This is a genomic window from Pseudomonas sp. AC242, from assembly GCF_979258655.1.
Map to the genome: position 1 here is coordinate 4,366,236 of NZ_OZ409873.1, position 24,336 is coordinate 4,390,571.

Below are 24,336 nucleotides of genomic sequence, written 5' to 3' on the forward strand. Positions count from 1 at the left end.
CAGGGGATTGGTGAAGTTTGTTGTGGTGGTTGACCCAAGGCAACTGTGATGAAATGCGACCCCAATCTCTATCGCGCCGCGCCGCCATCACTTGCCGTGAAACCCCGTCTGATTCGTCATCTGTTCCTGCCGCCGCTGGTCATCATCCTGATGATCGGTCTGGGTTACGTCGGCTTCTGGACCAGTGAGCATTTTGGCATTCGCAGCCTCAGCGAAAACGGCCAGCGCCAGCTCGAACTGAACGCACGCGCCGTCGAAAGCGAAATCAGCAAATACACCTACCTGCCCAGCTTGCTGGAACTCGAAACGAGTGTGTCGCAGTTGCTGGCCGACCCGACTCCGGAAAACCGGCAAGCGGTCAACGATTACCTTGAAGGCCTGAACCGGCGCAGCCGCAGTCGGGCCATCTACGTGATGGACACCACTGGCCGTGTCATGGCCACCAGCAACTGGCGCGATGTCGACAGTTACCTCGGTGAAGACCTGTCTTTCCGCGCCTATTTCCAAAAAGCCGTACGCGGCGAGCCTGGCCGTTTCTACGGCATCGGCAGTACCAACGGCGAGCCCGGTTATTACCTCGCCCACGGCCTCGAAGAGCACGGCAAGATCATCGGCGTCGCTGTGGTCAAGGTGCGCCTGGAAGCCATGGAAGAACGCTGGCAACGCGCACGTCTCGAAGCCTTTGTCAGCGATGAGAACGGCATCATCATTCTTTCCAGTGATCCGGCACGTCGCCTTAAATCAGTGATTCCGCTGAGTGACGAAATCAAAGAAAAACTCGCGCGCAGCCTGCAGTACTACTGGTTCCCGCTCAACGAGCTGCAACCGCTGGCCCGGGAAACCCTGTCCGAAGGTGTGGAAAAACTCACCTTCCCCGCCAACAGCGAAGTGCGCTCCGACGATGACGACATCAGCTATCTGGCGCAGACCCGGCCACTGACCGACACGCCGTGGAATTTCACCCTGCTCACGCCGTTGCAGGACCTGCGTCGCGAAGCCATCAACCAAGGGGTTCTGGTGGCGGTCGCGTTTGCGCTGGTGGCGTTCCTGTTGATCGCCTGGAACGAGCGGCGCAAGGTCATCGCCACCCGACTTGCCGCCCGCGAAGCCTTGCAGGAAGCCAACAATCAACTGGAGCGTCGGATTACCGAACGCACCACCGACCTGCGCGCCAGCAACGAGCGTCTGAAGAGCCAGATCCGCGAACGCCGTCAGGCCGAAGAGACCCTGCGCCGTGCGCAGGATGAGCTGGTGCAGGCCGGAAAACTCGCTGCCATCGGCCAGATGTCGACCAGCATCGCCCACGAATTGAACCAGCCGCTGGCAGCGATGCGTACGCTGTCGGGCAACACCGTGCGCTTCCTCGAACGGGGTCAACTGGATGTCGCCAGCACCAATCTGAAAACCATCAACGAGCTGATCGACCGCATGGGCCGGATCACCGCCAGCCTGCGTTCGTTCGCCCGGCGCGGTGACAACCAGGGCCAGGCCAGCCTCGGCAAAGCCGTGGAGGCAGCGCTGCAATTGCTCGGGGCACGCCTGGAGAGTTCGGCGGTCAACATTCACCGCCAGTTCATTGATGTCCAGGTGCAGATCGACCAGACCCGCCTCGAGCAGATTCTGGTCAACCTGATCGGCAACGCCCTCGACGCCATGCAGGCGCAACCCCTGCCCGAGCTGTGGTTGGAGGGCGAAGAGTTCAACGCCAAATATCGTCTGCGCGTGCGTGACAACGGCCATGGCATCGACGCCGAAGCGCGCAAGCATCTGTTCGAACCCTTCTTCACCACCAAGCCCGGCGAACAAGGCCTGGGCCTTGGTCTGACCCTTTCCGCCAGCCTCGCGGCCGCCACCGGCGGGCATCTGGGTGTCGAACACCCCGCCAGCGGTGGCACCACCTTCGTCCTCAGTTTACCGTTGGTAAGCCCTACTCCTGCCGAGCCAATATGAACCACGAACTTAGTGTGCTGATCGTCGAAGACGACCCCCATGTGTTGCTCGGCTGCCAACAGGCGCTGACGCTGGAAGACATCCCCTGTGTCGGCGTTGGCAGCGCCGAAGAAGCGCTGGAGCGTGTCGGCGACAACTTTGCCGGCATCGTCATCAGTGACATTCGCCTGCCGGGCATCGATGGCCTGGAATTGCTGACCCGCCTCAAACAACGCGATCGTAGCTTGCCGGTGGTGTTGATCACTGGCCACGGCGACATTTCCATGGCCGTTGGCGCGATGCAGAAAGGCGCCTATGACTTCATGGAAAAACCGTTCTCGCCGGAGCGTCTGGTTGACGTCGCGCGGCGTGCGCTGGAGCAACGCAGCCTCGCCCGCGAGGTCTCTTCGCTGCGCCGCCAACTGGCCGAACGCGATTCCCTGGAAGGACGGATCATCGGCCGTTCGCCGGCGATGCAGAATCTGCGCGAACTGATCGCCAACGTCGCCGACACCTCGGCCAACGTATTGATCGAAGGAGAGACCGGTACCGGCAAGGAGCTGGTCGCGCGCTGTTTGCATGATTTCAGTCGTCGCCACAGCAAACAATTCGTCGCACTCAACTGCGGCGGCCTGCCGGAAAACCTTTTCGAAAGCGAGATTTTCGGCCACGAGGCCAATGCCTTCACCGGTGCCGGCAAGCGGCGTATCGGCAAGATCGAACACGCCGACGGCGGCACGCTGTTCCTCGACGAAGTGGAAAGCATGCCGTTGCCGTTGCAGATCAAGCTGCTGCGCGTGTTGCAGGAACGCACCCTCGAACGCCTCGGCTCGAACCAGAGCGTGGCCGTGGATTGCCGGGTCATCGCGGCGACCAAATCCGACCTCGACGAAGCGAGCAAGGCCGGTGAGTTCCGCAGCGACCTGTATTACCGTCTCAACGTCGTGACCCTGGAACTGCCGCCCCTGCGCGAGCGCCGCGAAGACATCCTGCAACTGTTCGAACACTTCACCCAGCAGTCGGCCCTGCGTTTCGACCGCGCGCTGCCGGAGCTGGACAACCAGACCCTGTCGAACCTGATGAGCCACGACTGGCCAGGCAATGTGCGCGAGCTGCGCAACGTCGCCGAGCGTTTTGCCCTCGGCCTGCCAGCGTTCAAAAAATCCGGCGCCAGCAGCGGTGGACAAGGCCTGGCGTTTGCCGAAGCGGTGGAAGCGTTCGAACGCAACCTGCTCAGCGACGCCCTGCAACGCAGCGGCGGCAACCTGACTCAGGCCAGTCTTGAGCTGGGCATGGCCAAGACCACGCTGTTCGACAAAGTAAAAAAATACGGCCTGAGCCATTAAGCGAGAACGATGTGGATCTTTTTTTCAAAGCCTTGCTGGGCGCAGCGGTGGTGCTGATCATCGCGGCGCTGTCGAAGACCAAAAACTACTACATCGCCGGGCTGGTGCCGCTGTTTCCGACGTTTGCGCTGATTGCGCATTACATCGTCGGCAAAGGGCGTTCGATTGAAGATCTGAAGACCACGATCGTGTTCGGCATGTGGTCGATCATTCCGTACTTTGTGTATCTGGCGACGTTGTATGTGATGGTGGATCGGCTGCGACTGGAGGCTTCGTTGGCCGTGGCGGCGGTGGCGTGGTTGATGGCTGCTACGGTGTTGGTGACGGTCTGGGTTCGGTTACACAGCTGACCCTCACCCCAGCCCTCTCCCAGAGGGAGAGGGGGCCGACCGCTGAATATTGAAGATCTCCGCCGACGTGAAAGTGCAGTACCGAATCCATAATCGACTCAATGCATCAGGTCGGCGGATAGCCAAATACAACGCGGTCAGTCCCCTCTCCCTCCGGGAGAGGGTTAGGGTGAGGGGCTTTTGGCTCCTACCGATATCAGCTGACCGTCCCGCCCTTGGACTCCGCCATGATCTGCCGGATCGCGCCAACAAACGTCTCCACCGGCTGCCCACCCGTCACCGCGTACTGCCCGTTGAACACCACGGTCGGCACCGAACTCACCCCGCGCTGCAGCCACAACTGCTCTTCTTCACGCACCTCATCGGCAAACTCGTCCGACGCCAGTACAGCCTCGGCTCGCTGACGATCCAGCCCGACACTTTCAGCAATCTGCACCAGTTGCCGGTGATCGGACGGATTGCCGCCATCGCTGAAATAGGCCTTGAACAGTGCCTCTTTCAAGGCCAACTGCACACCTTCAAGACCGGCCCAGTGCAACAGGCGATGCGCATCGAAGGTGTTGTAGATGCGGCTGTTGCCATCAGTGCGAAAGACAAACCCCAGCTCGGCGCCACGGGCGCGAATGGCTTCGCGATTCTTCTGCGATTGCTCCGGGGTCGAGCCGTATTTCTCTTGAATGTGCTCGGCAATGTTCTGCCCGTCGGCACCCATTTTCGGATTCAGTTCGAATGGCTGAAATCGGATCTCGGCCTGCACTTCGTTGCGCAGAATTTCCAATGCCTGTAACAGGCCATACAAACCGACGACGCACCAAGGGCAGGACACGTCGCTGACAAAGTCGATTTTCATAGCGGAATTCATCAAACACCTCGCAGGGGAAATCGTGCGGGAAAGTTTGCACGATACACCTGCTCCGGATTTTGTGGTGACCGTAACGGCACCTTCGCGAGCAGGCTCGCTCCCACAGAGGTACGCATTCCAAATGAGGTCGCGAAGGGGCCATACCAACACCGCCCACTTTTGTTTAGAGCAGATTCGCGCCCACCACCGGTTCAATCTGCGCCCAGTGCGAGGTGTCTTCACGATGCGCCTGCAAATACGGCAGCACCGCCGCCAGCAACGGCGCCTTGAACGCCTCCTGAAAACGATGCGCCAGCCCCGGAATGAGCTTCAACTGACTGCCGCGAATATGCGCCGCCAGATGAACCCCGTGCATCACCGGCAACAGCGGATCCGCCGTGCCATGCACCACCAGCGTCGGCACCCGCAATTGATTGAGCAATGCCACCCGGCTCGGCTCGGCAAGGATCGCCATGATCTGCCGCTTCACGCCCTCGGGGTTGAACGCACGGTCATACGACAGCGCGGCTTGATGCAGCAAGGCCTGCCGGTCATCCGCGACCGCCGGGCTACCCAGTGCCGCCAGCAAATCAGCCTGTTGCTCCAGTGCCACCTGACGATTCGGTGCGCCGCGACGCGACAACAACTGAACCAGCGCGGCACTCGGTGCCGGCAATCCTTCGGCGCCCGAAGTGGTCATGATCAAGGTCAGGCTCTCGACCCGCTGCGGGGCCATTGCCGCCATGTGCTGGGCAATCATCCCGCCCATGCTCGCGCCCAGCACGTGGAATTGCTCAACGTGCAGCGCGTCCATCAAGCCCAGCGCATCGTCAGCCATGTCGGTCAAACTGTAGGGCGCCGACACCGGCAGACCGAGCTTGTAGCGCAGTACTTCAAAGGTCAGGTTGGCTTCGGCCGGCGCCTGACGCCAGGTCGACAGACCGACGTCGCGGTTGTCATAGCGAATCACCCGAAAGCCCTGCTGACACAGCGCGACCACCACTTCGTCCGGCCAGTGGATCAACTGTCCGCCCAGGCCCATGACCAGCAACAACGCCGGATCCGACGCGCGACCAATGCTCTGGTAAGCCAGGCTCACCTGCTGCAGATCAACGTGCTCTGTCGGCACATTGACGTCGCAACGCGCCGCCGCCCAGGACGACGGTCCGAAAAAAATCGCGACCAAAACAGCCGCGACCGATAAAAAAGCCTTAACCATGAAAAACACCGAAACGCAGAACCCCAGTAGAGCGCGAGTCTGATGAAGTTTGTTCAAGCGCGCTGCCACACTTCCATGACAGTTTGATGAAGAGTGCCGAGCGGTCATGGACGCTGGTCGCAAAGAATATCTATGTACCGCCATCGCCTTGCGCGATTTCTCTTGAATGACCCGCTCAGGGACGGATTCCCCGCCCCGCCAATGCGAGTCACGCCACCATGCCCGATCGCCTTATTCTGGATGAGCTCCCCGCACCGTCACCGTTGCCAGAGACCGTCGAGCACCTGCCGAAAACGATTGATCACAGTCTGCTGCTGCAGGCCAACCAACGCTGGCGCACCAGCAGTGAGGGTTTGCGCGACTTGTTTGCCGCCAGCCCGGCCCTGCGCGACAGCGTCAATGAACTGCTGCGCCAACAACTGCAACTGGATGGCGAAAAAACCGGACTGCGCTTTGCTGCCACCGATGACCAGCCGGAACATATCGTCAGCCTCACCGATGCCTGTGCCTTTGTCGTTCAACAGCCGACGCTGGAAACCGACCTGGATCAGCGCTGTGACCTCACCGGTATCGGCGCAGATCATCCGTTGTATGCCTTGAAGCCCCTGCAACTCCTGGAAAAACTCAAAGCCCTCGACCCACGCAAAAGCCACGAGACTCACTGGGCACAGTTCTGGGACGCGCGAGCGCCGCGCACGCCTGTGTCGCGCCGTACCCGAGCCACGCAGCTTTACCGTGCGCATTTCGAAGCCACTGCGCACATGGCTCTCGCTCATCAGACGATTACCGCAGCGCAACTCAAAACGCTGCAACTGATCATTGATTCAGGTGCTGACGCGCTGACGATCGATGGTCAGCCCATTCATACGGAAAAACTGGCGCTGGTACTGAGCAACGACAGCAAGGTCAAACTCCCCGGTGCATGGGTCGTCAGCGTCGGCGATGTGTCCACAGCGGCACCATTGCTTTATCTGCCCTGCAACGCTACATCGATCCAGGCCTTCAATTCACGCGCAGCAATGCAGACGTGGCTGACCCGTCAGGTACCGATCCCCACGGGACTGCCCAAGGAAATACTGCGCGTTGACTACAGCGCAGCGCTCGACCCGATGGTCACCGGGGCAAGCGATCTGTTCGCAGGTCGACACCACGCGCAACTCGATGCGTTGAGCAATACCAACAAAGACACTCCCGGGATCAAAGAGCACGGCGCGCGATCACTGATACATGTCGACCTGATCGATCATCAACGCAGCAGCGCGATCATTGTGGCGGCCCCGCCAAAACCGCTCACGCCCGGCAGTGATAGCGAGATGGAGGACGAATCGCTGTTCGGCAGCCTGTCGGCCGGCATTCCACTGGCCGTGCGACAAGCAGCGCTCAAACGCGAACGCGATGCGCTTGAACGCTTGCAGAGCAACGATGGCGACGGTGCTCGATATCGGCAATGCAAGGAAGCCCTCAAAACGCTGGAAACCGCTGAGCAAGCCGGCGAGACCGCCGCCTCATCCCTGCTGTACCGCGACAATCCCCTCGACGTCAGCACTTTCAACACGGCGCTCACGGCCCTGCGTCAGGCGCACCGGGATGGCTTGTATGCCGAAGGCAATCTGCAAGCGGCGTTGGGCCAACTCGACAGCGCCGATCACGATCTGCTCAAAGCCGTGCTGGACAACCCTGTTGCCGCCGAACGCGACCCGGACATCACGGCAGCGAGCCTGACCTTGTCACTGACCGAAACCAAGGACGAGATTCGTACGACGCAGAGTGAACGGCTCAAAGGCGTGCTGGTGATCGGACGCCAGGCGATGCTCACGGACCGAGCATCGACGTCCAGTCTGCTGCTCTACTGGCCAGGCACCGGTGGGGGCCTGCAGCGCTTTGCTGATCGCCAGACACTGGAGCGCGAGGTGTTCAGGATTGCGGACCACGCCAGCGATCTGACCCTGCAACTGAGCCCGCTCACCACAGACCCGCTGCATCACTGCCTCAATGAGCTGATAACCGACTTCGAATCAAAAGCCACCCTTCTGCGCGGTCAGCCCGAGCAGGCGGACGCCCTGGAAATTCTGCGCCAAGGCTGTCTCGCCACTGTGCAGGTTCCGCTGCACGACGCCCGAAGCCTGGCCTTTGCTCACCTGCAAGAGCAGGAACGCACCGCCACACTCGCCGGCCATCGGCCAGGCTGGTTGACCAGGCTCAACGAGAATGAGCGTAACGGGCTGAAACACAACATCGAGGCGTATATCGCAGCGATGCGCACAAGCCACGCCCTTATGACGCTCGCGCTGGAACCGCGTGACGACTTCACCCGCCGACACCTGTACGCCCGACTGCGCAAGGATTTTTCCCTTGAAGGCCATTTTTCCATACAAGTCGAGTTGCCCGACTCGACCACTACCGAACAGGTTCCTGAGGCAGGGCCCGGTGGCATTCGCAAAACCACCGTCATTGTCCCTGGCAAGTCCCGCAGCAAAATGTCACTTGAGGACCTGGCCCAGCTGAATATCGATAATGTGCAATCAGTGCTCAATGACTCGCTGTCGCAACGCCTGGTCTTCCTGCGCCTGGAGGTCACCGCCACGCATAAAAAGGATCGCTCCCGCCTGCTCAACGGCATCAACCTGAGGTATCTGCGCAAGGTGCTGCCGGAACTGGATCTGCCCAAGGCGTATGAGCAGAAGATCAATGAAGCATTCAGGGGCGCAAGCAGCGAGTCGCTCTTCGTCAAACAGCATCGCCGGGAAAGCCTGATCGAGCCATGGCGGCTGATGCTCAAAATACAAAGCGAGACTGCCCGCCTGCAAAAACATCTCAGCCGTGATGAGTCCGCCTTGCTGAACATCGCCATCGATGCCAGCACCGTAGACGCGTGGCAAGCCAACGGCAAGCGCCTGGTCCTGCTGCCGGTCGCTCTGAAAGCGGGCGGCAAGGATACCCCCGGCGAAGGGCCGGTAACCCTGTCCGGCGTCAGCCTGATCGAAGAACAGATCAGCGGCGTCACTTTGCTGTATCTGCCAGACAGCCAGGACGGGCAGTTTTTCCGCCGCTACGACAATCTTGAAGCGGCGCGCAAAGGGCTGTTCCGGTTGTGCGGGAGTGACAAGTGGATCGAGTATCTGGCGGGCAGGACGTTGCAGGGTAACGTCAGGGCTCATATCAGCCGTATCGGCCAGGCCGTGGAAAAAAACTTCGACGCCATTATTGAAGTGGGCGTGCGCTGGCCGGCAAGTACCTCGCTGGCAGCGCACCTGCTCGATGCTCACATGGGCCGGTTGATCGAAGCCCATCGCGGCACGTCGCGCTCCAACGATGAACTGTTCTTCGAGCGCTATGCCCTGAAAGGTCCGCGCGCTTTCAACTACATAAAAATGGCGCTGGGGATGGTGCCCTTCGTCGGCAGTGTGCTGGCGCTTTATCAGGCCTGGACCGCTGCCAATCAGGCCGTCGCTGCATTTCTGCGTGGCGATGTGGCTGACGGTCTGGTGGAAATCGAGTCGATGCTGCTGTCGTTGGTCGACGCTTTCATGGATTTGCTCCCGGGCGAAGCAGCCGCCTCGACTCTCTCGCGCACGACCCGCGCGTTGACTCGGGCGCGCCAACTTCACGCGGTGGTCCGCAACGTGGCGGCATTGCAGATCAAAACGCAGCGTCACGCCCGGCATGTGCTGGCGCGCTTCAAGGATTACGAATATGAAAAGCCGATTTCCCTGACAGGCACAGAACCTGCCAGCCATGGCCTCTACCGCGGGATCTACCGGCATGCCGACGGTGATTTCATTGAACGTCAGGGTCGCCTCTACCCAGTGGAGCTGAGCCGGGATTCGCGCAGCTGGCGTCTGTCCGGTAACTCGCGAAAAACTTACAAGCAGCCGATCGCACTGGATGAAAACGGGCAATGGGACACCTGGTTCGGCGTCTACGGGGAGCCCCTTGAAAGCGGCTTGGCCGGTGGCGGCAATATTGCCGGGCGTGTCGCCGATACGCTGGATGCTTACTGGCCACCGGCGATTCGGCAGCGCCTGCCGCGCTGGCTGGTGGATCGAAACTTTCGCCGTCACCATCAACTGACCGCCGCCGCTGACGAACTGGCTGATCAACTGCAGGCCCGAGGTGCAAAAAGCGACCTGGTACTGAACGCCTACCGCGCCGCCTCGGTAGCGGAACGCCCCGCCATGTGGCCGGCGGTCGAAGCCGCCTGCGTCGGCGATATCCAATTAGCCCAACAGCGTTACCAGACGTTGACCGAGCTGACTGAGGTGGCCCATCGCAGAAAGCGCAGGGAAGTCGCCGATATGCAAAGCAAGACCGCATGGTTATTGACCGATCGCTATCGGCGGCGCGCAGTTCACGCATCGCACAATGTTCACGCCATGACACTGAAGATCAAGGAGCTCAAGCAGGTACGCGATGCTCTGCCAGACGGCACACTGGCCCGGCGCCTGGAAATCATGGAAGAGATACGTGTCTTGCGTGTCGAGATCGTGAAAAAGCTCGACCATATGGAAGGGTTCAAGGAGCAGGTCAATCAATGGTATGAACGTATGCTTGCCAAAGACCGGCCGAAGATGTCCGCACTCGTCGACAACATCAACGTTCTGCACAGCGATACATCCCTGCTGTACCTGAAAACCTCTCAACGCCTTGAGATCGTCAAGAAAGCCGGCAGTCCCGATGATGCGTCGTGGCTCTATCTGCTGGAACTGGCGGAGCCACTTCGAAATAACATCGACCGTGTCCTGTACAGCCAGTACGACCTGCCGAACATTCTTGGCACGGTCGCCCAACGTAACCGGATTCTTCAGGAGTGCGTCGACGTCTGTGTCGAGTACCGTCGCGAGATGGCCGCCTGGACCGCCAGCTATCCGCAATTCTTTCATCTGGAAGTGGTCGAGCCATTGCTTGAAGGCGTTGACCGACTGGCCGATCGGGCGCGCGCCGGGATCAACAAACCGCCCGGGCCAAGCGTTGCAGGACAACCGCAACAGCGTGTGTTCATCACGGAAGACAATCAACTGCGCCATGGCGTCGAGCAATGGGACAGTGCGACCCAGACCCGACAATATAAAAGTACCGGGCCTGGTGGCCATGAAGAGATCTGGGAACAAGGCGCCGATGGCAGATTACGCCTGACCAATCCGCAAAACATCGCAACCCGTTCGCCCGCTGCATTGAGTCTGGCCAAACTGCTCACCGAAGCACAGCAGCGTCTGGATAACGTGGCAGCTTACCGCGCCAAAGTGCAGAGCAACGCCGACCGGGACATGCTCCCTGTCAACCTGGAACACATGATGACCAGCCAGGCAGGCGAGCTCAATACCCGCGCCAATCGCATCGCCGCCAAGTCGCCAGAGCAGCCGATCATTCAGCAATTGCGCGATCAGGCCGCTGAGCTGATCGTCGAAGGTCGTGCCCTGCGCACCCAATACTCACTGACCAGTCAGAAGCCCACCGACGGTATGCTTGATGACCTCATCGGACAGAACGCCGTAGTGATCCGCAGACCCCTTGCGATCCGGCGCATCACCGACCATCAGGGGCAACCCGACTACCTGCAGGAATATGAGATCTGGAACATCACGCGCGAACCTGAGCAACTGCTCTGGTACGCACATTTCCATTACCGCTCGGCGACCCGACCTTTGCGCAAATTCGAAAGGGCTCATCTGAAACTGCCGGCGCATCGCCACCTGACTCACGCTGACGACCCGACCCTGCTCGATTCCAGAATCACCGCACAGTCGATTGTTTTGCAGCATTTCGAAGGGATTTGAATCCACACGTGCTACCGCCCGTCGCTACTGTCAGATCTGACAGTAGCGCGGAGAGGTGTTCGCGCAGCCAATGGTTCGACAACGGAACCCACGTTGAGCCGTTGAAACGATCAGGGAATGGCAGGCGACTTCGAGACTGCACGCGTAAAAAGGTGTAATCGTCGACAGCGCTCTCAACTTGAGACAAACTCACCCTCTTTGCGTTAATCACAAGTTTTCCTCATGGAGCCATCGGTGCTTGAAATCCGCCACCTGAAAACCCTGCATGCCTTGCGCGAAGCCGACAGTCTGGTCGATGCCGCCGACCGTTTGCACCTGACGCAGTCAGCGCTGTCGCACCAGTTCAAGGAGCTTGAGGAGCGCTTGGGCATGGCTCTTTTCGTGCGCAAGACCAAACCGGTGCGCTTCACCAGTGCCGGTTTGCGCCTGCTACAACTGGCCGATGCGACCCTGCCGCTGTTACGCGCCGCTGAACGGGATATCGGTCGGCTGGCCGGTGGCACCGCCGGGCGTTTGCATATGGCCATCGAATGCCACAGCTGCTTTCAGTGGCTGATGCCGACCATCGACCAGTTCCGCGATGCTTGGCCGGAAGTCGAACTCGACCTCGCCTCGGGTTTCGCTTTCGCTCCGTTGCCGGCGCTGGCCCGTGGCGATCTGGATCTGGTGGTGACGTCTGATCCACTGGAAATCGCCGGGATCACTTATGTGCCACTGTTCACCTACGAAGCCATGCTCGCCGTGGCCAATCAGCATGCGCTGGCGAGCAAACCGTACATCGTCCCCGAAGACCTGCTGACGGAAACGCTGATCACCTACCCGGTGGAACGCGACCGCCTCGACATCTTCACGCGCTTCCTGGAACCGGCCGATATCGAACCGGCGCAGGTGCGCACTTCAGAGCTGACAGTGATGATGATGCAACTGGTTGCCAGCGGCCGTGGCGTCTGCGGCATGCCGCACTGGGCGTTGCATGAATACAGCTCGCGCGGTTACGTGAAGGGCAAACGGCTGGGGGAAAAAGGCTTGTTCGCGACGTTGTACGCGGCGATTCGTACCGACATGCTCGATGCGCCGTACATGCGTGATTTTCTGCTGACGGCGAAAGACACGTCGTTCTCGACTCTCGACGGTGTCAGCGCCGTGCGCTGAGTCACTTGTGGGAGCGAGCCTGCTCGCGAAAGCGATGTATCAGACACACAAATAGTGACTGTCAGATTGCCTTCGCGAGCAGGCTCGCTCCCACAGGGATCAGTGGAATATCAGAGTTGACGCCACATATGGATCTTGTCGAAATAGTCCTCGCCCACCCGCACCGCCAGTGGTTCGAGGCCGAACTGGATGAAGCCGCAGCGCTGATAGAGCTTGAACGCCGCGTCATTGCCGGCGGTCACGGTGAGCTGGAGCAGTTTCAGCGCCGGGTGGTTTTGCGCTTCGGCAATGGCCGCTTGCACCAGCTCATACCCCAGGCCGTGCTGACGAAAATCCGCCGAGACGTACATGCCGAACAACGTGGCTTTATGGCGAGCCTTTTCGCGTGGTTCGAAGGCCAGACCAACGATACCGGCGAGCGTGCCGGTTTCAAACGCGCCAAGCACCACGTCGAGTTTGCTGGTCAGGCGCCCTTCCCACCAGCTCAATGGCATCACCGCGCGTTCGCGCACGCTTGAGGTAAAAGCCTGCGGATGGCGGTCATAGGCTTCGAGCATCAGTTCGCGGTAAGCCAGAGCATGACTGGCGTCCAGCCGTTCGATCCACATGCTCACGGCGTCCTGCGCTGCTCAAGCATCAGCCGCACAGCGAGACCGCCGAGGACGAAGCCCATGAAATAACGCTGCAGCGCCAGCCACGTCGGGTTACGCACAAACCACGAAGCGATGCCCGCCGCGAACAGCGCGATCAGCAGATTGACGCAGAAACTCACGCTGATCTGGGTCAGGCCGAGAATGATGCTTTGGGTGAACACCGAGCCGTGTTCAGGGGTGATGAACTGCGGAAATACCGAGAGATAGAACACGGCGATTTTCGGGTTCAGCGCGCTGGTGAGAAAGCCCATGGTGATCAGCTTGCGCGACGAGTCCGCCGGCAATTGCTGCGCTTGGAACGGCGAGCGTGCGCCAGGCTTCACCGCTTGCCAGGCCAGCCACAGCAGGTACAGCGCGCCGGCCCATTTCAGCACTTCGTAGGCCATCGGCACCGCAAGAAACACAGCGGTCAAACCGGCCGCCGCCGCAAACAGATGCACAAAGAACCCCGCCACCACGCCGAGCAACGACGTCACCCCGGCCTTGCGTCCCTGACAGATCGAGCGCGAGATCAGGTAGATCATGTTCGGCCCCGGCGTCAGCACCATCAGCAGGGCAGCGGCGGCAAAAATCAGCAGGTCTTGCAGCGGGATCATGGCAAAGTCCTTTGCGTGGATGATCAGGCGATTGCGCTCAGCGAGTTGCGATAAAACGGCAGGATCAGGTCGCGTGTCAATGGCGCCAGAACGACAGCAGGATCAGTGGTCGGATCGACCCAGATCACTTCTTCGATTTCTGCGGCCGGCGTGACTTCAGCGTCGATGGTCAGTTGGAAGATCTCGGCCTGAACGACACACCCCGGCTCGTTGGCTGCAGGCGCCGAGAACTGGCCGAGAAACCTGGCCTGCGCAGGATCGATCTGCAGCCCCAACTCTTCTTCCAGCTCGCGGGCCAGCGCGTGCACCGGCAACTCATGCGCCTCGATCTTGCCGCCCGGTTGCATGAATGCCGTGGTGCCACGCTTGCGTACCAGCAGGGTCTGGCCTTCGGGATTGAGCAACAGCGCGGCGGCTATACGAATCAGGTTTGCAGAGACAAGGGATACAGAAGTCATGGGGCAGCCACCAGCGTGAAAAACCCCAAGGATCCCATGCGAGCGCCGCTGAGGTCACCCCGTAAATCACTCACCCTGAGCCTTGAGCGTGGCTTCAACCTCCTCCGGCACCTTGACAAAAATCGTGTACTTGCCGCCCTCCATGGCTTCGAACGCAATCAGCTTTTCCACCAGCAGCGCGCTGAGCACCTTGCCGGCGTTGAGCAGCAGCATGCCGTTATCGGCATTCAGATTGCGCGCCAGAATCATCCCCGCCGCCAGATCCCGAGTAGACAGCACCTTGACCGACGGATCGGCCAGCGTCACGTCGCTGAGGAACGCCGCGCACACCTGAATGAAGTCTTCGACCAGATCGGGATCGTACAAACGTCCGGCGTACTGGCGCAGGTACAGCAGCGCTTCATCGCTGTTCATCTGCCGCTCAAGGATCAGACCGCGCTGCAACTCGACGAAATCCACCGCCAGTTTCAGCAAGCGTGAACCGAACGGAATGCCCTCGCCCTTGAGCCGGTCGGGAAAACCGCTGCCGTCCCAGCGCTCCTGATGATGCAGGATCAGACGCGCCGCATCCTTCATCGGATCCAGGGTCATGAGCAACGATTCGCTCTGCTTCGGATAACTGCGATAGCGCTCGCGTTCGGTATGGCGCAGCAGATCCGAGGGCGTGGTCATCATCGCGTCGGTCCAGCTCAGTTTGCCAATGTTGTACAGCGCCGCAGCCATGGTCAGATCGCGGCTGGTGGCCTCGTCCAGCCCGTGCTGTTTGCAGTAGCTGCGCACCAGTTCGATGATCTGCCGGTTGGTCTGCTTGGCAGGTGGCAAGCGCAGATTGGCCAGCAGCGAGAACACTTCAGTGCCGGTGACGTAGCTGTGCTTGAGCTCTTCGTACGCCAGATCAAGCATGTCGGCGGTCTGCTGCAGTTCGGCGGTGCGCGCCGCGACATGCTTTTCCAGGGTGCTGTTGAGCAGTTTCAACTGGTCGTTCTGCACCCGGTTCAAGCGTTCCAGACGCTGGCGCTCCTGCTCGGAATGCTGGTGTTCGAGGGACTGGCGCAGAATCAGCAGCAGCTCCTCGTCATTCCACGGCTTGCTGATGTAACGGTGAATCTGCCCGTCATTGATGGCTTTGATGATCGCCGCCGGATCGGCGTAGCCGGTGAGCATGATCCGCGCAGTCGCCGGATAACGCTCACGGACATGCGCCAGTAACGAAGCTCCATCCATGCCCGGCATGCGCGCATCGCTCATCACCAGATTTACCGGCTGCTGCGCGAGAAGCTCCAGCGCCTGGGCGCCGCTGGTGGCCAACAGCAGATCGTAGGGTTGGCCGCGCAACAGGCGACGCAGACTATTGAGGATCGACTCCTCGTCGTCGACCAGCAGCACAGTGGGTCGATGCGCCGGCATCGGCGCGGATGGCTCTTCCATGGCATGGCCTCAAGCAAACAGGGAAATTACGACGCACCGAGCCAACACTGCGCCGGTCCGCGCCTGAGTCCAAGGCTAGATGATTTTCGCCGGCATTCACGCCGATCTTTGTCCGGGGCCGAAAGCGTAGTACCGAGGAGCCGACTATGCTGAAGACAGCGCAAGACACCATCGGCTGATACAAGCAGGCAAATGGCGAGGGAAAAGGATGCCCCGGATGATCACAGCATGCCTCCCCACGGGCGGCGCGGCATGACAGCAGCAACCGTGCACATCAATCGCCGTGTGCTGATCGTTGACGACAGCCCGGCAATCCATGGCGATTTTGCCAAGATTCTCTGTCCGGTCATCCCCGGCGACGATGGTCTGGGCGAAACCGAGAGCCTGCTGTTCGGCACCCCTTCAGTACAGCAATCCCAACATTTCGAACTGGACTCGGCGTTTCAGGGCCGCGAAGCCCTGGAAAAACTCCAGGCCGCACTGGCGCAAAACCGTCCCTACGCCATGGCCTTCATCGACATGCGCATGCCGCCGGGCTGGGATGGCCTGGAGACCATCGAACGGCTGTGGCAGATCGACCCCAAGCTGCAAGTTGCGCTGTGCACGGCCTATTCCGATTATTCCTGGGAGGACATCGACCGACGTCTGGCGCTGAACGATCGGTTGCTGATCCTGAAAAAGCCCTTCGACGCCATCGAGATACGGCAGATGGCCAGCGCCCTCACGGTCAAATGGCAGATGACCGAAGACGCCGAGCTGAAGATGACCCTGCTTGAAGCCGCGGTGCAGGAGCGCACCCGCGAGCTGTCCGATGCCAATATGATCGTGCAGAACAGCCCGACCATTCTTTACCGTTTGCGCGGCGAACCCTCGTTTGCGCTGATGTATATCTCCCACAACATCACCCGTTACGGTCATGTCGCCGCCGATCTGGTGGGGTCGCCCGACTGGGCGCAGGCACTGATTCATCCGGACGATCAGGCGAACGTCGATGCGGCCATGGCCCGGGTGCTGGATCGGCATGCGTCGGGCGCGTCCATCGAATTCCGCATGCGCACCGGCCAGGGCACCTGGCGCTGGGTGGAGAACCGCTACATTCCGGTGCGCGATCAGGACGGCCGCCTGCTGGAAGTCGAAGGCATCATCCTCGACATCACCGAACGCCGCCTGGCCGAGGAAAAACTGGCCTTGCTCGCGCGCTCCGATGGCCTGACGGGCCTGGCCAATCGCGCCACGTTGATCGAACGCCTGCATCAGGCGTTTGCTGCCGCGCGACGGGGCGCCATGCCGTTCGCGGTGTTCTACCTGGACCTCGACCATTTCAAACGGATCAATGACACCCTGGGCCACCCGGTGGGCGATCTGCTGCTGCAGGAGGTCGCCCGGCGTATCAAGTTCGGCGTCCGCGAAAGTGACGTAGTGGCGCGCCTGGGCGGCGATGAATTCGCGATCCTGCAACTGGACGTCAGCGACCCGACCCAATCGGCCACGATGGCTGCCAACATCCGCGACACGCTGCTGGCGCCCTACCACCTGGCCGGTAATGCGTTGCATATTTCGGTGAGCATCGGCATCAGTAGTTACAGCGACCTCAGCCTCGATGCCGACGCGCTGCTCGGGCAGGCCGACATGGCGCTGTACCGCGCCAAGGAAATGGGCCGCAACCAGTACCACTTCCACTCCGAGGAAATCTCCCGGGAAGTGGCCGAACGCATGACCCTCGTCAGCGAATTGATGACCGCCCTCGAGAGCAATGAACTGATGCTGCGGTATGCGCCGGAAATCGATCTGCACAGCGGCCGAATTCTCGGCATGGAGGCGCAAGTCCTCTGGCAGCATCCCCGTCGCGGTCTGCTGGCGGCCGCCGACTTCGTACCTATCGCGGAGAAAACCGGCGCGATCATTCCGCTCGGACGCTGGGTGCTGGATCACGCCTGCCAGCAGATGCATCTGTGGCGTAACGAAGGCGTCGCGCCGCCGGTGATGGCGATCAAACTCTCGCTGGCGCAACTCAAGAGCGGCCCGGAACTGATCTACAACGTGCTGCGCACCACCGCCCGCTGGGAGCTCGCCCCTTGGGAGCTGCGCTTCGATGTCACCGAGGCCACGCTGGCCCAGACCAAGTGGACGCACAACGATGCGCTGCCGCGCCTGCGTGAACTGGGCGTGGCCATCGCCATCGATGATTTCGGCACCGAATACTCATCGTTCGACTATCTGAAAACCTACCGGGTCAATCACCTCAAACTGGCGCAGAGTTTCGTCGACAGTGCCGCCCACGATGTCGCCGGCGCCAATGCCCTGCGCGCGATCGTCAACTTCGCCCGGGACTTGGGCATCGGCATCATCGCTGAAGGCCAGCCATCGCCGGAGCAGCCGCGCGCGTCCTCTGCCGCAGCCGCGCTGCCCAGTGCCCGGGGCCTGTATTTCAGCGCGGCGGTCAGCGCCGAACAGGCCGGGCATTTGCTCAAAGACAGTTCCCTCCTCGCACCGAAGGAGGACGAGGCATGAAAGCGCCTTTTCCCCAGACCAACCGGCGCATCCTGATCATCGACGACACGCCGGCGATCCACGATGACTTTCGCAAGATCCTTGCGCCACAGATCTCAGACGCAGCGGATTTGCAGCAACTGGAGCAAACGTTGTTCGGCACTCAGCAGACGCCACACCTGAGCTTCCAGCTCGACTCCGCCTATCAGGGCCAGGAAGCGCTGGCGCTGGTCAACCGCGCACTGGCCAGTGGCAATCCCTACGCCCTCGCCTTTATCGACATGCGCATGCCGCCCGGCTGGGACGGCCTGGAAACCATTGAGCAACTGTGGCGAGTCGACCCGAATTTGCAAATCGCCTTGTGCACCGCCTACAGCGACTACAGCTGGGAGGCGATGGCCGAACGGCTGGAGTTTGGCGACCAGTTGCTGATCCTGAAAAAGCCGTTCGACAGTCTGGAAATCCGCCAGATGGCCAACGCCCTGACGTGGAAATGGCAACTGGCGCAAGACGCGGCGCTGAAGATGCTCAGCCTTGAGCGAACCATTGAGGCGCGGGTGCACGAACTGCTCAAGGTTTCGCACCTGCTGCAATACGACAGCCTCACTGAACTGCCCAACAGCACCCTGCTCGGTGATCGCCTGAGCCAGGCCATAGCGGTGTGCCGACGGCATGACAAACAACTGGTGGTGATGTTTCTCGGCCTGGATCGCTTCAAGCGTATCAACAACGCGCTGGGTCATCCGGCGGGTGACGAGATGCTCAAACGGGTCGCCCGACAACTGCTGACCTGTGTGCGTGATTCGGACTCGGTGTTTCGCTACGGCTCCGACGAGTTCGTAGTGATCCTCGGCGACATCAACCACCCTCAGCAAACCCACGCCGTCGCGGAAAAACTCCTCACTGCCATTCGCTTGCCGCAGACGATTGCCGGTCACGATGTCAGCGTCACTGCCAGCGTCGGCATCAGCGTCTACCCCGATGACGGCCTCGAAGCCACCGAGCTGATCAAGAAGGCCGAGACCGCGATGCGCAACGTCAAGGAACTGGGGCCTGACAACATCGGCTTCTTTATCGAAGCCATGAACCAGCACGCCCGGGAACAGCACAGCATCGAGTCGGGCATTCGCCGCGCCCTGCAGGAACATGAATTCGTCCTGCACTATCAGCCGAAAATCGACCTGCGCACGGCCGCCGTGGTGGGTGCCGAAGCACTGCTGCGCTGGCAAAAACCCGGGCATGGCTGGGTCTATCCGGCGGACTTCATCCCGGTGGCCGAGGACAGTGGCCTGATCGTGCCGTTGAGCAAATGGGTGCTGGCTGAAGCCTGTCGGCAGACCCGTGCCTGGCAACTGGCCGGACTGCCGCCGATCCGCATGTCGGTCAACACTTCACCCATCGATTTTCGCCAGCGTGACTTCGTCGCCGGCATCGAACGCGTACTGCAACAGACTGGTCTGGCGCCCGAGTGGCTGGAACTGGAAATCACCGAAGGCGTGCTGATGCAAAACGTCGAAGCGACGATGACAGCACTTAACCGCCTGAAAACGCTGGGCACGCGGCTGGCCATCGACGATTTCGGCACCGGTTATTCCAGCCTGAGCTACCTGCGGCGGTTTCCCATCGATGTGCTGAAGATCGACCAATCGTTCATTCGCAACCTGTGCAACGACCGCAGCGATGCCGCGCTGGTGAGCGCGATCATCAACCTGGGCAAGAGCCTGGGCCTGAACGTCATCGCCGAGGGCATCGAAACCGCCGAACAACTGGCGTTTCTCAAGGCCCACCACTGCGAAGAGGGCCAGGGCTACTTTTTCAGCAAGGCGCTGCCGGCAGACACGTTTGCGCAGTTGCTCGCTGGTACGCAACCCACGCCCTGGGCGATTGAATGATCACTGTGAAAACGGCCTTGAGTCAGGGAGACATTTGCCGATGAGCCTGTTCCACCACGCCATGGCGTTGCTGCTGTGCGGACTCTGCGTCGGCGCCAGTGCCGAGCCACTGGACGAGCCGCTCAAACCGTTGCCCGCAGTGCCGCAGCAGGATGCCCGGCGCGTGGAACTCGGTCGACGGTTATTCCACGAGCCACGCTTGTCGATCAACAACACGCTGTCCTGCGCCAGCTGCCACCAACTCGACAAGAACGGGGCCGACAGCCGCGCCTTGTCACTGGGCTTCGACGGTAAACCGGTAGCGGTCAACACACCGACCGTGTTCAACGCGGCCCTCAACTTTCGTCAGTTCTGGGATGGCCGCGTCAAAACGCTGGAGGAACAAAGCAATGTCGTCATCACCAGCCCCCATGAAATGGGCAGCGACTGGCGCACCGTGATCGAACGCATCGGCAACGACCCCGACTACCGTCGTGATTTCGCCGCCACCTACCCGGACGGCGTGACCCAGGCCAATGTCCAGCAGGCGCTGGCCAGTTTTGAACGCACCCTGCTGACGCCCAACTCACGCTTCGATCAATACCTGCTCGGCAACACCGACATCCTCACTCTGGAGGAAAAGTACGGTTACCAGCGCTTCAAGGAATACGGCTGCATTGCCTGCCATCAAGGGGTGAACATCGGCGGCAACATGTTCCAGAAGTTCGGCGTGTTCGGCGATTACATAGTCGATCGCGGCAACCCGACCGTGGCCGATCAGGGACGTTTCAACGTGACCGGCGACGAAGCAGACCGCGCCGTATTCAAGGTGCCGAGCCTGCGCAATGTCGCGATCACCGCGCCATACTTTCACGACGGTTCGGCGCTCACCCTCGAAGATGCTGTGGATGTGATGTTCCGGTACCAGTTGGGGCGCTTACCGAGTGAAGAGGACAAAACACTGATCATTCTGTTTCTCACCACCCTCACCGGCCAAGGGAGAGACAAGCCATGATCAACATCTCGCGGCGACGCAGCCTGTTGTTGCTGACCCTGGTCGCCCTGGCGCTGGCCTCGACTCTGCTGTTTCTGTACTTGAAATCCAGCTCTGACCAGAGCATGACGTACACCGAATCACGGGATCTGATCCGGCAGATCAAACAGCAGAACTCGCTGTGGGAAAACGAAATTCTCAAGGCGCGAGTGGCGCTCACCCACAACTACGATCCGCTGGTGTCGCCGATGAACGAGATGAACCGGCTCTGGGCGCGCTTCGAAGCGATCGAGTCCGGGCACGGGCGTAAAGACTCGGCGCAATGGAACGAAGCTCACGAGCGTTTCCTGCAGGCGATGCAGGAAAAGACCCGTCTGGTCGAACAGTTCAAATCGCACAACGCGCTGTTGCGTAACTCCCTGGCTTTTTTACCCACCGCTGAAGACGACATCCAGCAGCAACTGGCGAGCCTGTCGGACTTCGATAAATTGCAGCTGCAAAACATCATCACCGATACCTACGACTTGCTGCTCAGCGCCCTTGAGTTCGCCCAGGTCACCTCCGACGACCGGGCCGCCGACATCGAGGTCGGCCTGAACAAGCTGAAGGTCAATGCACAACGCCTGCCGCCGGCGTTTCAGACCCCGATCAAAATCCTGAGCAGCCATATCTCACTGATTGCTCGCGAACAGCCATTGGTCAACCAGTTGCTCGAAAACATCGAAAACATCCCCGTGGCTGACAGCCTCGACAACATCACCACCATGCTCGATCACGATCAGCAGCGCGCCGATCAGGTCGACCGGCAATACCACTTCTACCTGCTGTTGTTTTCGGTGCTGTTGATGTTGTCGCTGGTGTGGCTGGCCATCCGCCTGATCGGCAGCTTCGCCGAAATCAACCGGGTCAATAATGCGCTTCAAACGGCCAACGATGCGCTGGAACAACGGGTCGAAGAACGCACCCGCGAACTCAAGGACGCCCAGAGCGAACTGCTCGACGCGGCACGTCAGGCCGGCATGGCGGAAATCGCCACGAATGTGCTGCACAACGTCGGCAATGTGCTCAACAGCGTGAACATCTCCAGCGACCTGATCACGCGCAAGCTGCGCAACAGCAAGAGCCAAGGCCTGGGCAAGGCCATGCAACTGATCAATGAACACCCGGATGACCTCGGCGCGTTCCTCAGCGAAGACGCCAAAGGCAAATTGCTCCCCGGTTACCTCAACCAACTGGTGGTCGCGATTGCCCAGGAACAACAGGAAATGCTCGACGAATTGAATCAGATGAACAAAAGCGTCGATCACATCAAGGACATCGTCGCCACCCAGCAATCCTATGCTGGCGCCAACAGCATGACCGAACCGCTGTTCATCAACGAATTGCTCGAAGACGCGTTGCGCATGAACGCCGGTGCCCTGACCCGCCACCATGTCACGGTGGTCCGGGAGTACGCCGAGGTGCCGCAGGTGATGGGCGACAAACACCGATTGCTGCTGATCCTGATCAACCTCATCAGCAACGCCAAATACGCCATGTCCGACCTCAGCAACCGCCCCCGCACCATGACCCTGGCGGTCAGGATCGTCGATAACAATTTCCTTGAGATCAGCGTCAAGGATGACGGCGAAGGCATTGCGCCGGAAAACATGACGCGAATCTTTGCCCACGGTTTCACCACCCGCAAGGAAGGCCACGGCTTCGGCCTGCACAGTTGCGCCCTGGCGGCTATCGAGATGAATGGCCACCTCACCGCGCACAGCGACGGCCCGGGCCAGGGTGCGCTGTTCACCTTGCAGATCCCCCTGATCAGCGTCACGGAGAACGCATGAGCGAGCTGTCGAACCGCCGCATTCTGCTGATCGACGACATGCCGTCGATTCATGAAGACTTTCGCAAGATTCTCGCGCCGCCGGCGGCGCAGTCCGTGGAACTGGACGAGATGGAAGCGGCACTGTTCGGTGCCCAGACACGCCCCCAGCGCCCACTGTTCGAACTCGATTCCGCCTATGGCGGCGAAGAGGGCCTGGGCAAACTGATGCAGGCCCTGGCAGAACAACGCCCCTACGCGCTGGCCTTTGTCGACATGCGCATGCCCGACGGCTGGGACGGCGCGAAAACCATCGAGCATCTGTGGCAGCAGGATCCGCAGTTGCAAGTGGTGGTCTGCACCGCCTACTCGGATTATTCCTGGGATGAACTGCTGGAGCGTCTGCAGGCGCATGACCGCTTGCTGATTCTGAAGAAGCCGTTCGACAACATCGAAGTGCAGCAGATGGCCAACACCCTGCTGACCAAATGGCAGATGACCGAACGCGCGTCATTGCAAATGCATCACCTGGAACATCTGGTCGATCAACGCACGGCCCAGTTCAAGCAGGCCAGCGAAGAACTGCAGCGGGAAATCGATGAGCGCAAGCAACTGGAAAGTCAGTTGGTGCAGTCGGAAAAACTTGCCTCACTGGGGCAAATGGCGGCGGGCGTGGCCCATGAAATCAATAACCCGATCGGCTTTATCTCCTCCAACCTCGGCACGCTGGACGGCTACTTCAAACAATTGCTCAGCGTACTCGACGCCTGGCAGACGCTTGGGCCAATGCCAGACAGCGAGTCCGTGGCGCGGCTTGAGCAATTGCGCAAAGACGCCGACCTGGATTTTCTGCTCGAGGACATCCCGGTGCTGATCCGCGAATCCAAGGAAGGCATTGGCCGGGTCGGGCAGATCGTCAAGGACCTGAAGGATTTCTCCCGGGTCGATACCCAGCAGCAATGGCAGTGGGCCAATCTGCAACAAGGCATCGAGTCGACCCTGAACATCGTCGCCAGCGAACTCAAGTACAAGGCCGACCTGATCAAGGAGTACCAGCCCCTGCCGGACATCGAGTGCCTGCCGTCGCAAATCAATCAAGTGATCATGAACCTGGTGGTCAATGCGGCGCAGGCCATGGGCCCCGAGCGCGGCACCATCACCCTGCGCACCGGGCAGCAACAAGAAACGGCCTGGGTGGAAGTCGCGGACACCGGCGCGGGGATTGCGCCGGACATCCTGCAGAAAATCTTCGATCCGTTTTTCACCACCAAACCCGTCGGCCAAGGCACCGGGCTGGGCCTGTCCCTGTCCTACGGCATCGTCAAAAAGCACGGTGGCGACATTTCCGTACGCAGCGAACCGGGCGTCGGCACGACCTTTCGCGTCGAATTGCCGATGCGCCAGAACCGGCCCGCTGCCTGAGGG

General features: G+C 60.5%; 16 protein-coding genes. 10 read left to right on the forward strand and 6 right to left on the reverse strand.

Annotated elements, in window-relative coordinates:
* Positions 1 to 48: 48 nt before the first annotated feature.
* From aauS to ACZZ0A_RS19585, 3 genes are read left to right on the forward strand one after another with little or no spacing between them, the layout of a single operon-like run.
* Complete coding sequence (aauS, locus tag ACZZ0A_RS19575; protein ID WP_007916731.1) at positions 49 to 1,950, forward strand: two-component sensor histidine kinase AauS; 1,902 nt, start codon at positions 49 to 51, stop codon at positions 1,948 to 1,950.
* The gene (aauR, locus tag ACZZ0A_RS19580; protein WP_463543619.1) at positions 1,947 to 3,275 is read left to right on the forward strand and encodes a two-component response regulator AauR; all 1,329 of its coding nucleotides are present in this window, start codon (positions 1,947 to 1,949) and stop codon (positions 3,273 to 3,275) included. Before aauS ends, aauR begins: the two co-directional genes overlap by 4 nt.
* 11 nt (positions 3,276 to 3,286) lie before the next feature.
* The gene (locus tag ACZZ0A_RS19585) at positions 3,287 to 3,625 is read left to right on the forward strand and encodes a GlpM family protein (protein ID WP_007916734.1); all 339 of its coding nucleotides are present in this window, start codon (positions 3,287 to 3,289) and stop codon (positions 3,623 to 3,625) included.
* A gap of 196 nt (positions 3,626 to 3,821) precedes the next feature.
* Here the strand turns inward: ACZZ0A_RS19585 and ACZZ0A_RS19590 are convergent, their stop codons facing one another.
* Together ACZZ0A_RS19590 and ACZZ0A_RS19595 are read right to left on the reverse strand one after the other, a co-directional pair.
* Complete coding sequence (locus tag ACZZ0A_RS19590) at positions 3,822 to 4,487, reverse strand: DsbA family oxidoreductase (protein WP_463543620.1); 666 nt, start codon at positions 4,485 to 4,487, stop codon at positions 3,822 to 3,824.
* 163 nt (positions 4,488 to 4,650) lie between these two features.
* Entirely contained in the window at positions 4,651 to 5,685 is a 1,035-nt protein-coding gene (locus ACZZ0A_RS19595) for an alpha/beta fold hydrolase (RefSeq protein ID WP_007916736.1), read from the reverse strand.
* Positions 5,686 to 5,903: 218 nt separating this feature from the next.
* Between ACZZ0A_RS19595 and ACZZ0A_RS19600 the strand changes: the two genes are divergently transcribed.
* On the forward strand, positions 5,904 to 11,459 hold the full coding sequence (locus tag ACZZ0A_RS19600) for a dermonecrotic toxin domain-containing protein (RefSeq protein ID WP_463543621.1): 5,556 nt from the start codon (positions 5,904 to 5,906) through the stop codon (positions 11,457 to 11,459).
* A gap of 234 nt (positions 11,460 to 11,693) precedes the next feature.
* On the forward strand, positions 11,694 to 12,611 hold the full coding sequence (gene metR, locus ACZZ0A_RS19605; RefSeq protein WP_007916739.1) for a transcriptional regulator MetR: 918 nt from the start codon (positions 11,694 to 11,696) through the stop codon (positions 12,609 to 12,611).
* 110 nt (positions 12,612 to 12,721) lie between these two features.
* Here metR and ACZZ0A_RS19610 read toward each other — a convergent pair whose 3' ends face one another.
* The 4 genes from ACZZ0A_RS19610 to nosR all read right to left on the reverse strand — a co-directional run bounded on the left by ACZZ0A_RS19610 (position 12,722) and on the right by nosR (position 15,746).
* The gene (locus tag ACZZ0A_RS19610) at positions 12,722 to 13,219 is read right to left on the reverse strand and encodes a GNAT family N-acetyltransferase (RefSeq protein ID WP_463543622.1); all 498 of its coding nucleotides are present in this window, start codon (positions 13,217 to 13,219) and stop codon (positions 12,722 to 12,724) included.
* A gap of 2 nt (positions 13,220 to 13,221) precedes the next feature.
* The gene (locus ACZZ0A_RS19615) at positions 13,222 to 13,860 is read right to left on the reverse strand and encodes a LysE family translocator (RefSeq protein WP_007916748.1); all 639 of its coding nucleotides are present in this window, start codon (positions 13,858 to 13,860) and stop codon (positions 13,222 to 13,224) included.
* A gap of 23 nt (positions 13,861 to 13,883) precedes the next feature.
* Positions 13,884 to 14,318, reverse strand: a complete 435-nt coding sequence (locus tag ACZZ0A_RS19620; protein WP_007916750.1) for an NUDIX hydrolase — start codon at positions 14,316 to 14,318, stop codon at positions 13,884 to 13,886.
* Between the two features lie 66 nt (positions 14,319 to 14,384).
* Positions 14,385 to 15,746 carry a response regulator c-di-GMP phosphodiesterase, NosR family gene (gene nosR, locus ACZZ0A_RS19625; protein WP_007916752.1) on the reverse strand — a complete coding sequence of 454 codons (1,362 nt, stop codon included), beginning with the start codon at positions 15,744 to 15,746 and terminating at the stop codon, positions 14,385 to 14,387.
* 252 nt (positions 15,747 to 15,998) lie between these two features.
* Between nosR and ACZZ0A_RS19630 the strand changes: the two genes are divergently transcribed.
* From ACZZ0A_RS19630 to ACZZ0A_RS19650, 5 genes are read left to right on the forward strand one after another with little or no spacing between them, the layout of a single operon-like run.
* Positions 15,999 to 18,257: a GGDEF/EAL domain-containing response regulator gene (locus ACZZ0A_RS19630; RefSeq protein WP_463543623.1), complete on the forward strand. Its 2,259-nt coding sequence runs from the start codon at positions 15,999 to 16,001 to the stop codon at positions 18,255 to 18,257.
* Complete coding sequence (locus ACZZ0A_RS19635; protein ID WP_463543624.1) at positions 18,254 to 20,128, forward strand: putative bifunctional diguanylate cyclase/phosphodiesterase; 1,875 nt, start codon at positions 18,254 to 18,256, stop codon at positions 20,126 to 20,128. Before ACZZ0A_RS19630 ends, ACZZ0A_RS19635 begins: the two co-directional genes overlap by 4 nt.
* Before the next feature lie 40 nt (positions 20,129 to 20,168).
* Complete coding sequence (locus ACZZ0A_RS19640) at positions 20,169 to 21,122, forward strand: cytochrome-c peroxidase (RefSeq protein ID WP_007916758.1); 954 nt, start codon at positions 20,169 to 20,171, stop codon at positions 21,120 to 21,122.
* Entirely contained in the window at positions 21,119 to 22,933 is a 1,815-nt protein-coding gene (locus tag ACZZ0A_RS19645) for a DAHL domain-containing protein (protein WP_095112354.1), read from the forward strand. Before ACZZ0A_RS19640 ends, ACZZ0A_RS19645 begins: the two co-directional genes overlap by 4 nt.
* Positions 22,930 to 24,333, forward strand: a complete 1,404-nt coding sequence (locus ACZZ0A_RS19650) for an ATP-binding protein (protein WP_463543625.1) — start codon at positions 22,930 to 22,932, stop codon at positions 24,331 to 24,333. The genes ACZZ0A_RS19645 and ACZZ0A_RS19650 overlap by 4 nt, the downstream gene beginning before the upstream one ends.
* Positions 24,334 to 24,336 lie beyond the last annotated feature (3 nt).

Bases quoted from the DNA above. Each gene is read 5' to 3' on its own strand.
- ACZZ0A_RS19630 (WP_463543623.1), top strand. From the start codon at position 15,999: ATGACAGCAGCAACCGTGCACATCAATCGCCGTGTGCTGATCGTTGAC.
- ACZZ0A_RS19610 (WP_463543622.1), bottom strand. From the start codon at position 13,219: ATGTGGATCGAACGGCTGGACGCCAGTCATGCTCTGGCTTACCGCGAA.
- ACZZ0A_RS19620 (WP_007916750.1), bottom strand. From the start codon at position 14,318: ATGACTTCTGTATCCCTTGTCTCTGCAAACCTGATTCGTATAGCCGCC.
- ACZZ0A_RS19590 (WP_463543620.1), bottom strand. From the start codon at position 4,487: ATGAATTCCGCTATGAAAATCGACTTTGTCAGCGACGTGTCCTGCCCT.
- ACZZ0A_RS19635 (WP_463543624.1), top strand. From the start codon at position 18,254: ATGAAAGCGCCTTTTCCCCAGACCAACCGGCGCATCCTGATCATCGAC.
- ACZZ0A_RS19645 (WP_095112354.1), top strand. From the start codon at position 21,119: ATGATCAACATCTCGCGGCGACGCAGCCTGTTGTTGCTGACCCTGGTC.
- ACZZ0A_RS19600 (WP_463543621.1), top strand. From the start codon at position 5,904: ATGCCCGATCGCCTTATTCTGGATGAGCTCCCCGCACCGTCACCGTTG.
- nosR (WP_007916752.1), bottom strand. From the start codon at position 15,746: ATGGAAGAGCCATCCGCGCCGATGCCGGCGCATCGACCCACTGTGCTG.
- ACZZ0A_RS19615 (WP_007916748.1), bottom strand. From the start codon at position 13,860: ATGATCCCGCTGCAAGACCTGCTGATTTTTGCCGCCGCTGCCCTGCTG.
- ACZZ0A_RS19595 (WP_007916736.1), bottom strand. From the start codon at position 5,685: ATGGTTAAGGCTTTTTTATCGGTCGCGGCTGTTTTGGTCGCGATTTTT.
- aauR (WP_463543619.1), top strand. From the start codon at position 1,947: ATGAACCACGAACTTAGTGTGCTGATCGTCGAAGACGACCCCCATGTG.
- ACZZ0A_RS19650 (WP_463543625.1), top strand. From the start codon at position 22,930: ATGAGCGAGCTGTCGAACCGCCGCATTCTGCTGATCGACGACATGCCG.
- ACZZ0A_RS19640 (WP_007916758.1), top strand. From the start codon at position 20,169: ATGAGCCTGTTCCACCACGCCATGGCGTTGCTGCTGTGCGGACTCTGC.
- aauS (WP_007916731.1), top strand. From the start codon at position 49: ATGAAATGCGACCCCAATCTCTATCGCGCCGCGCCGCCATCACTTGCC.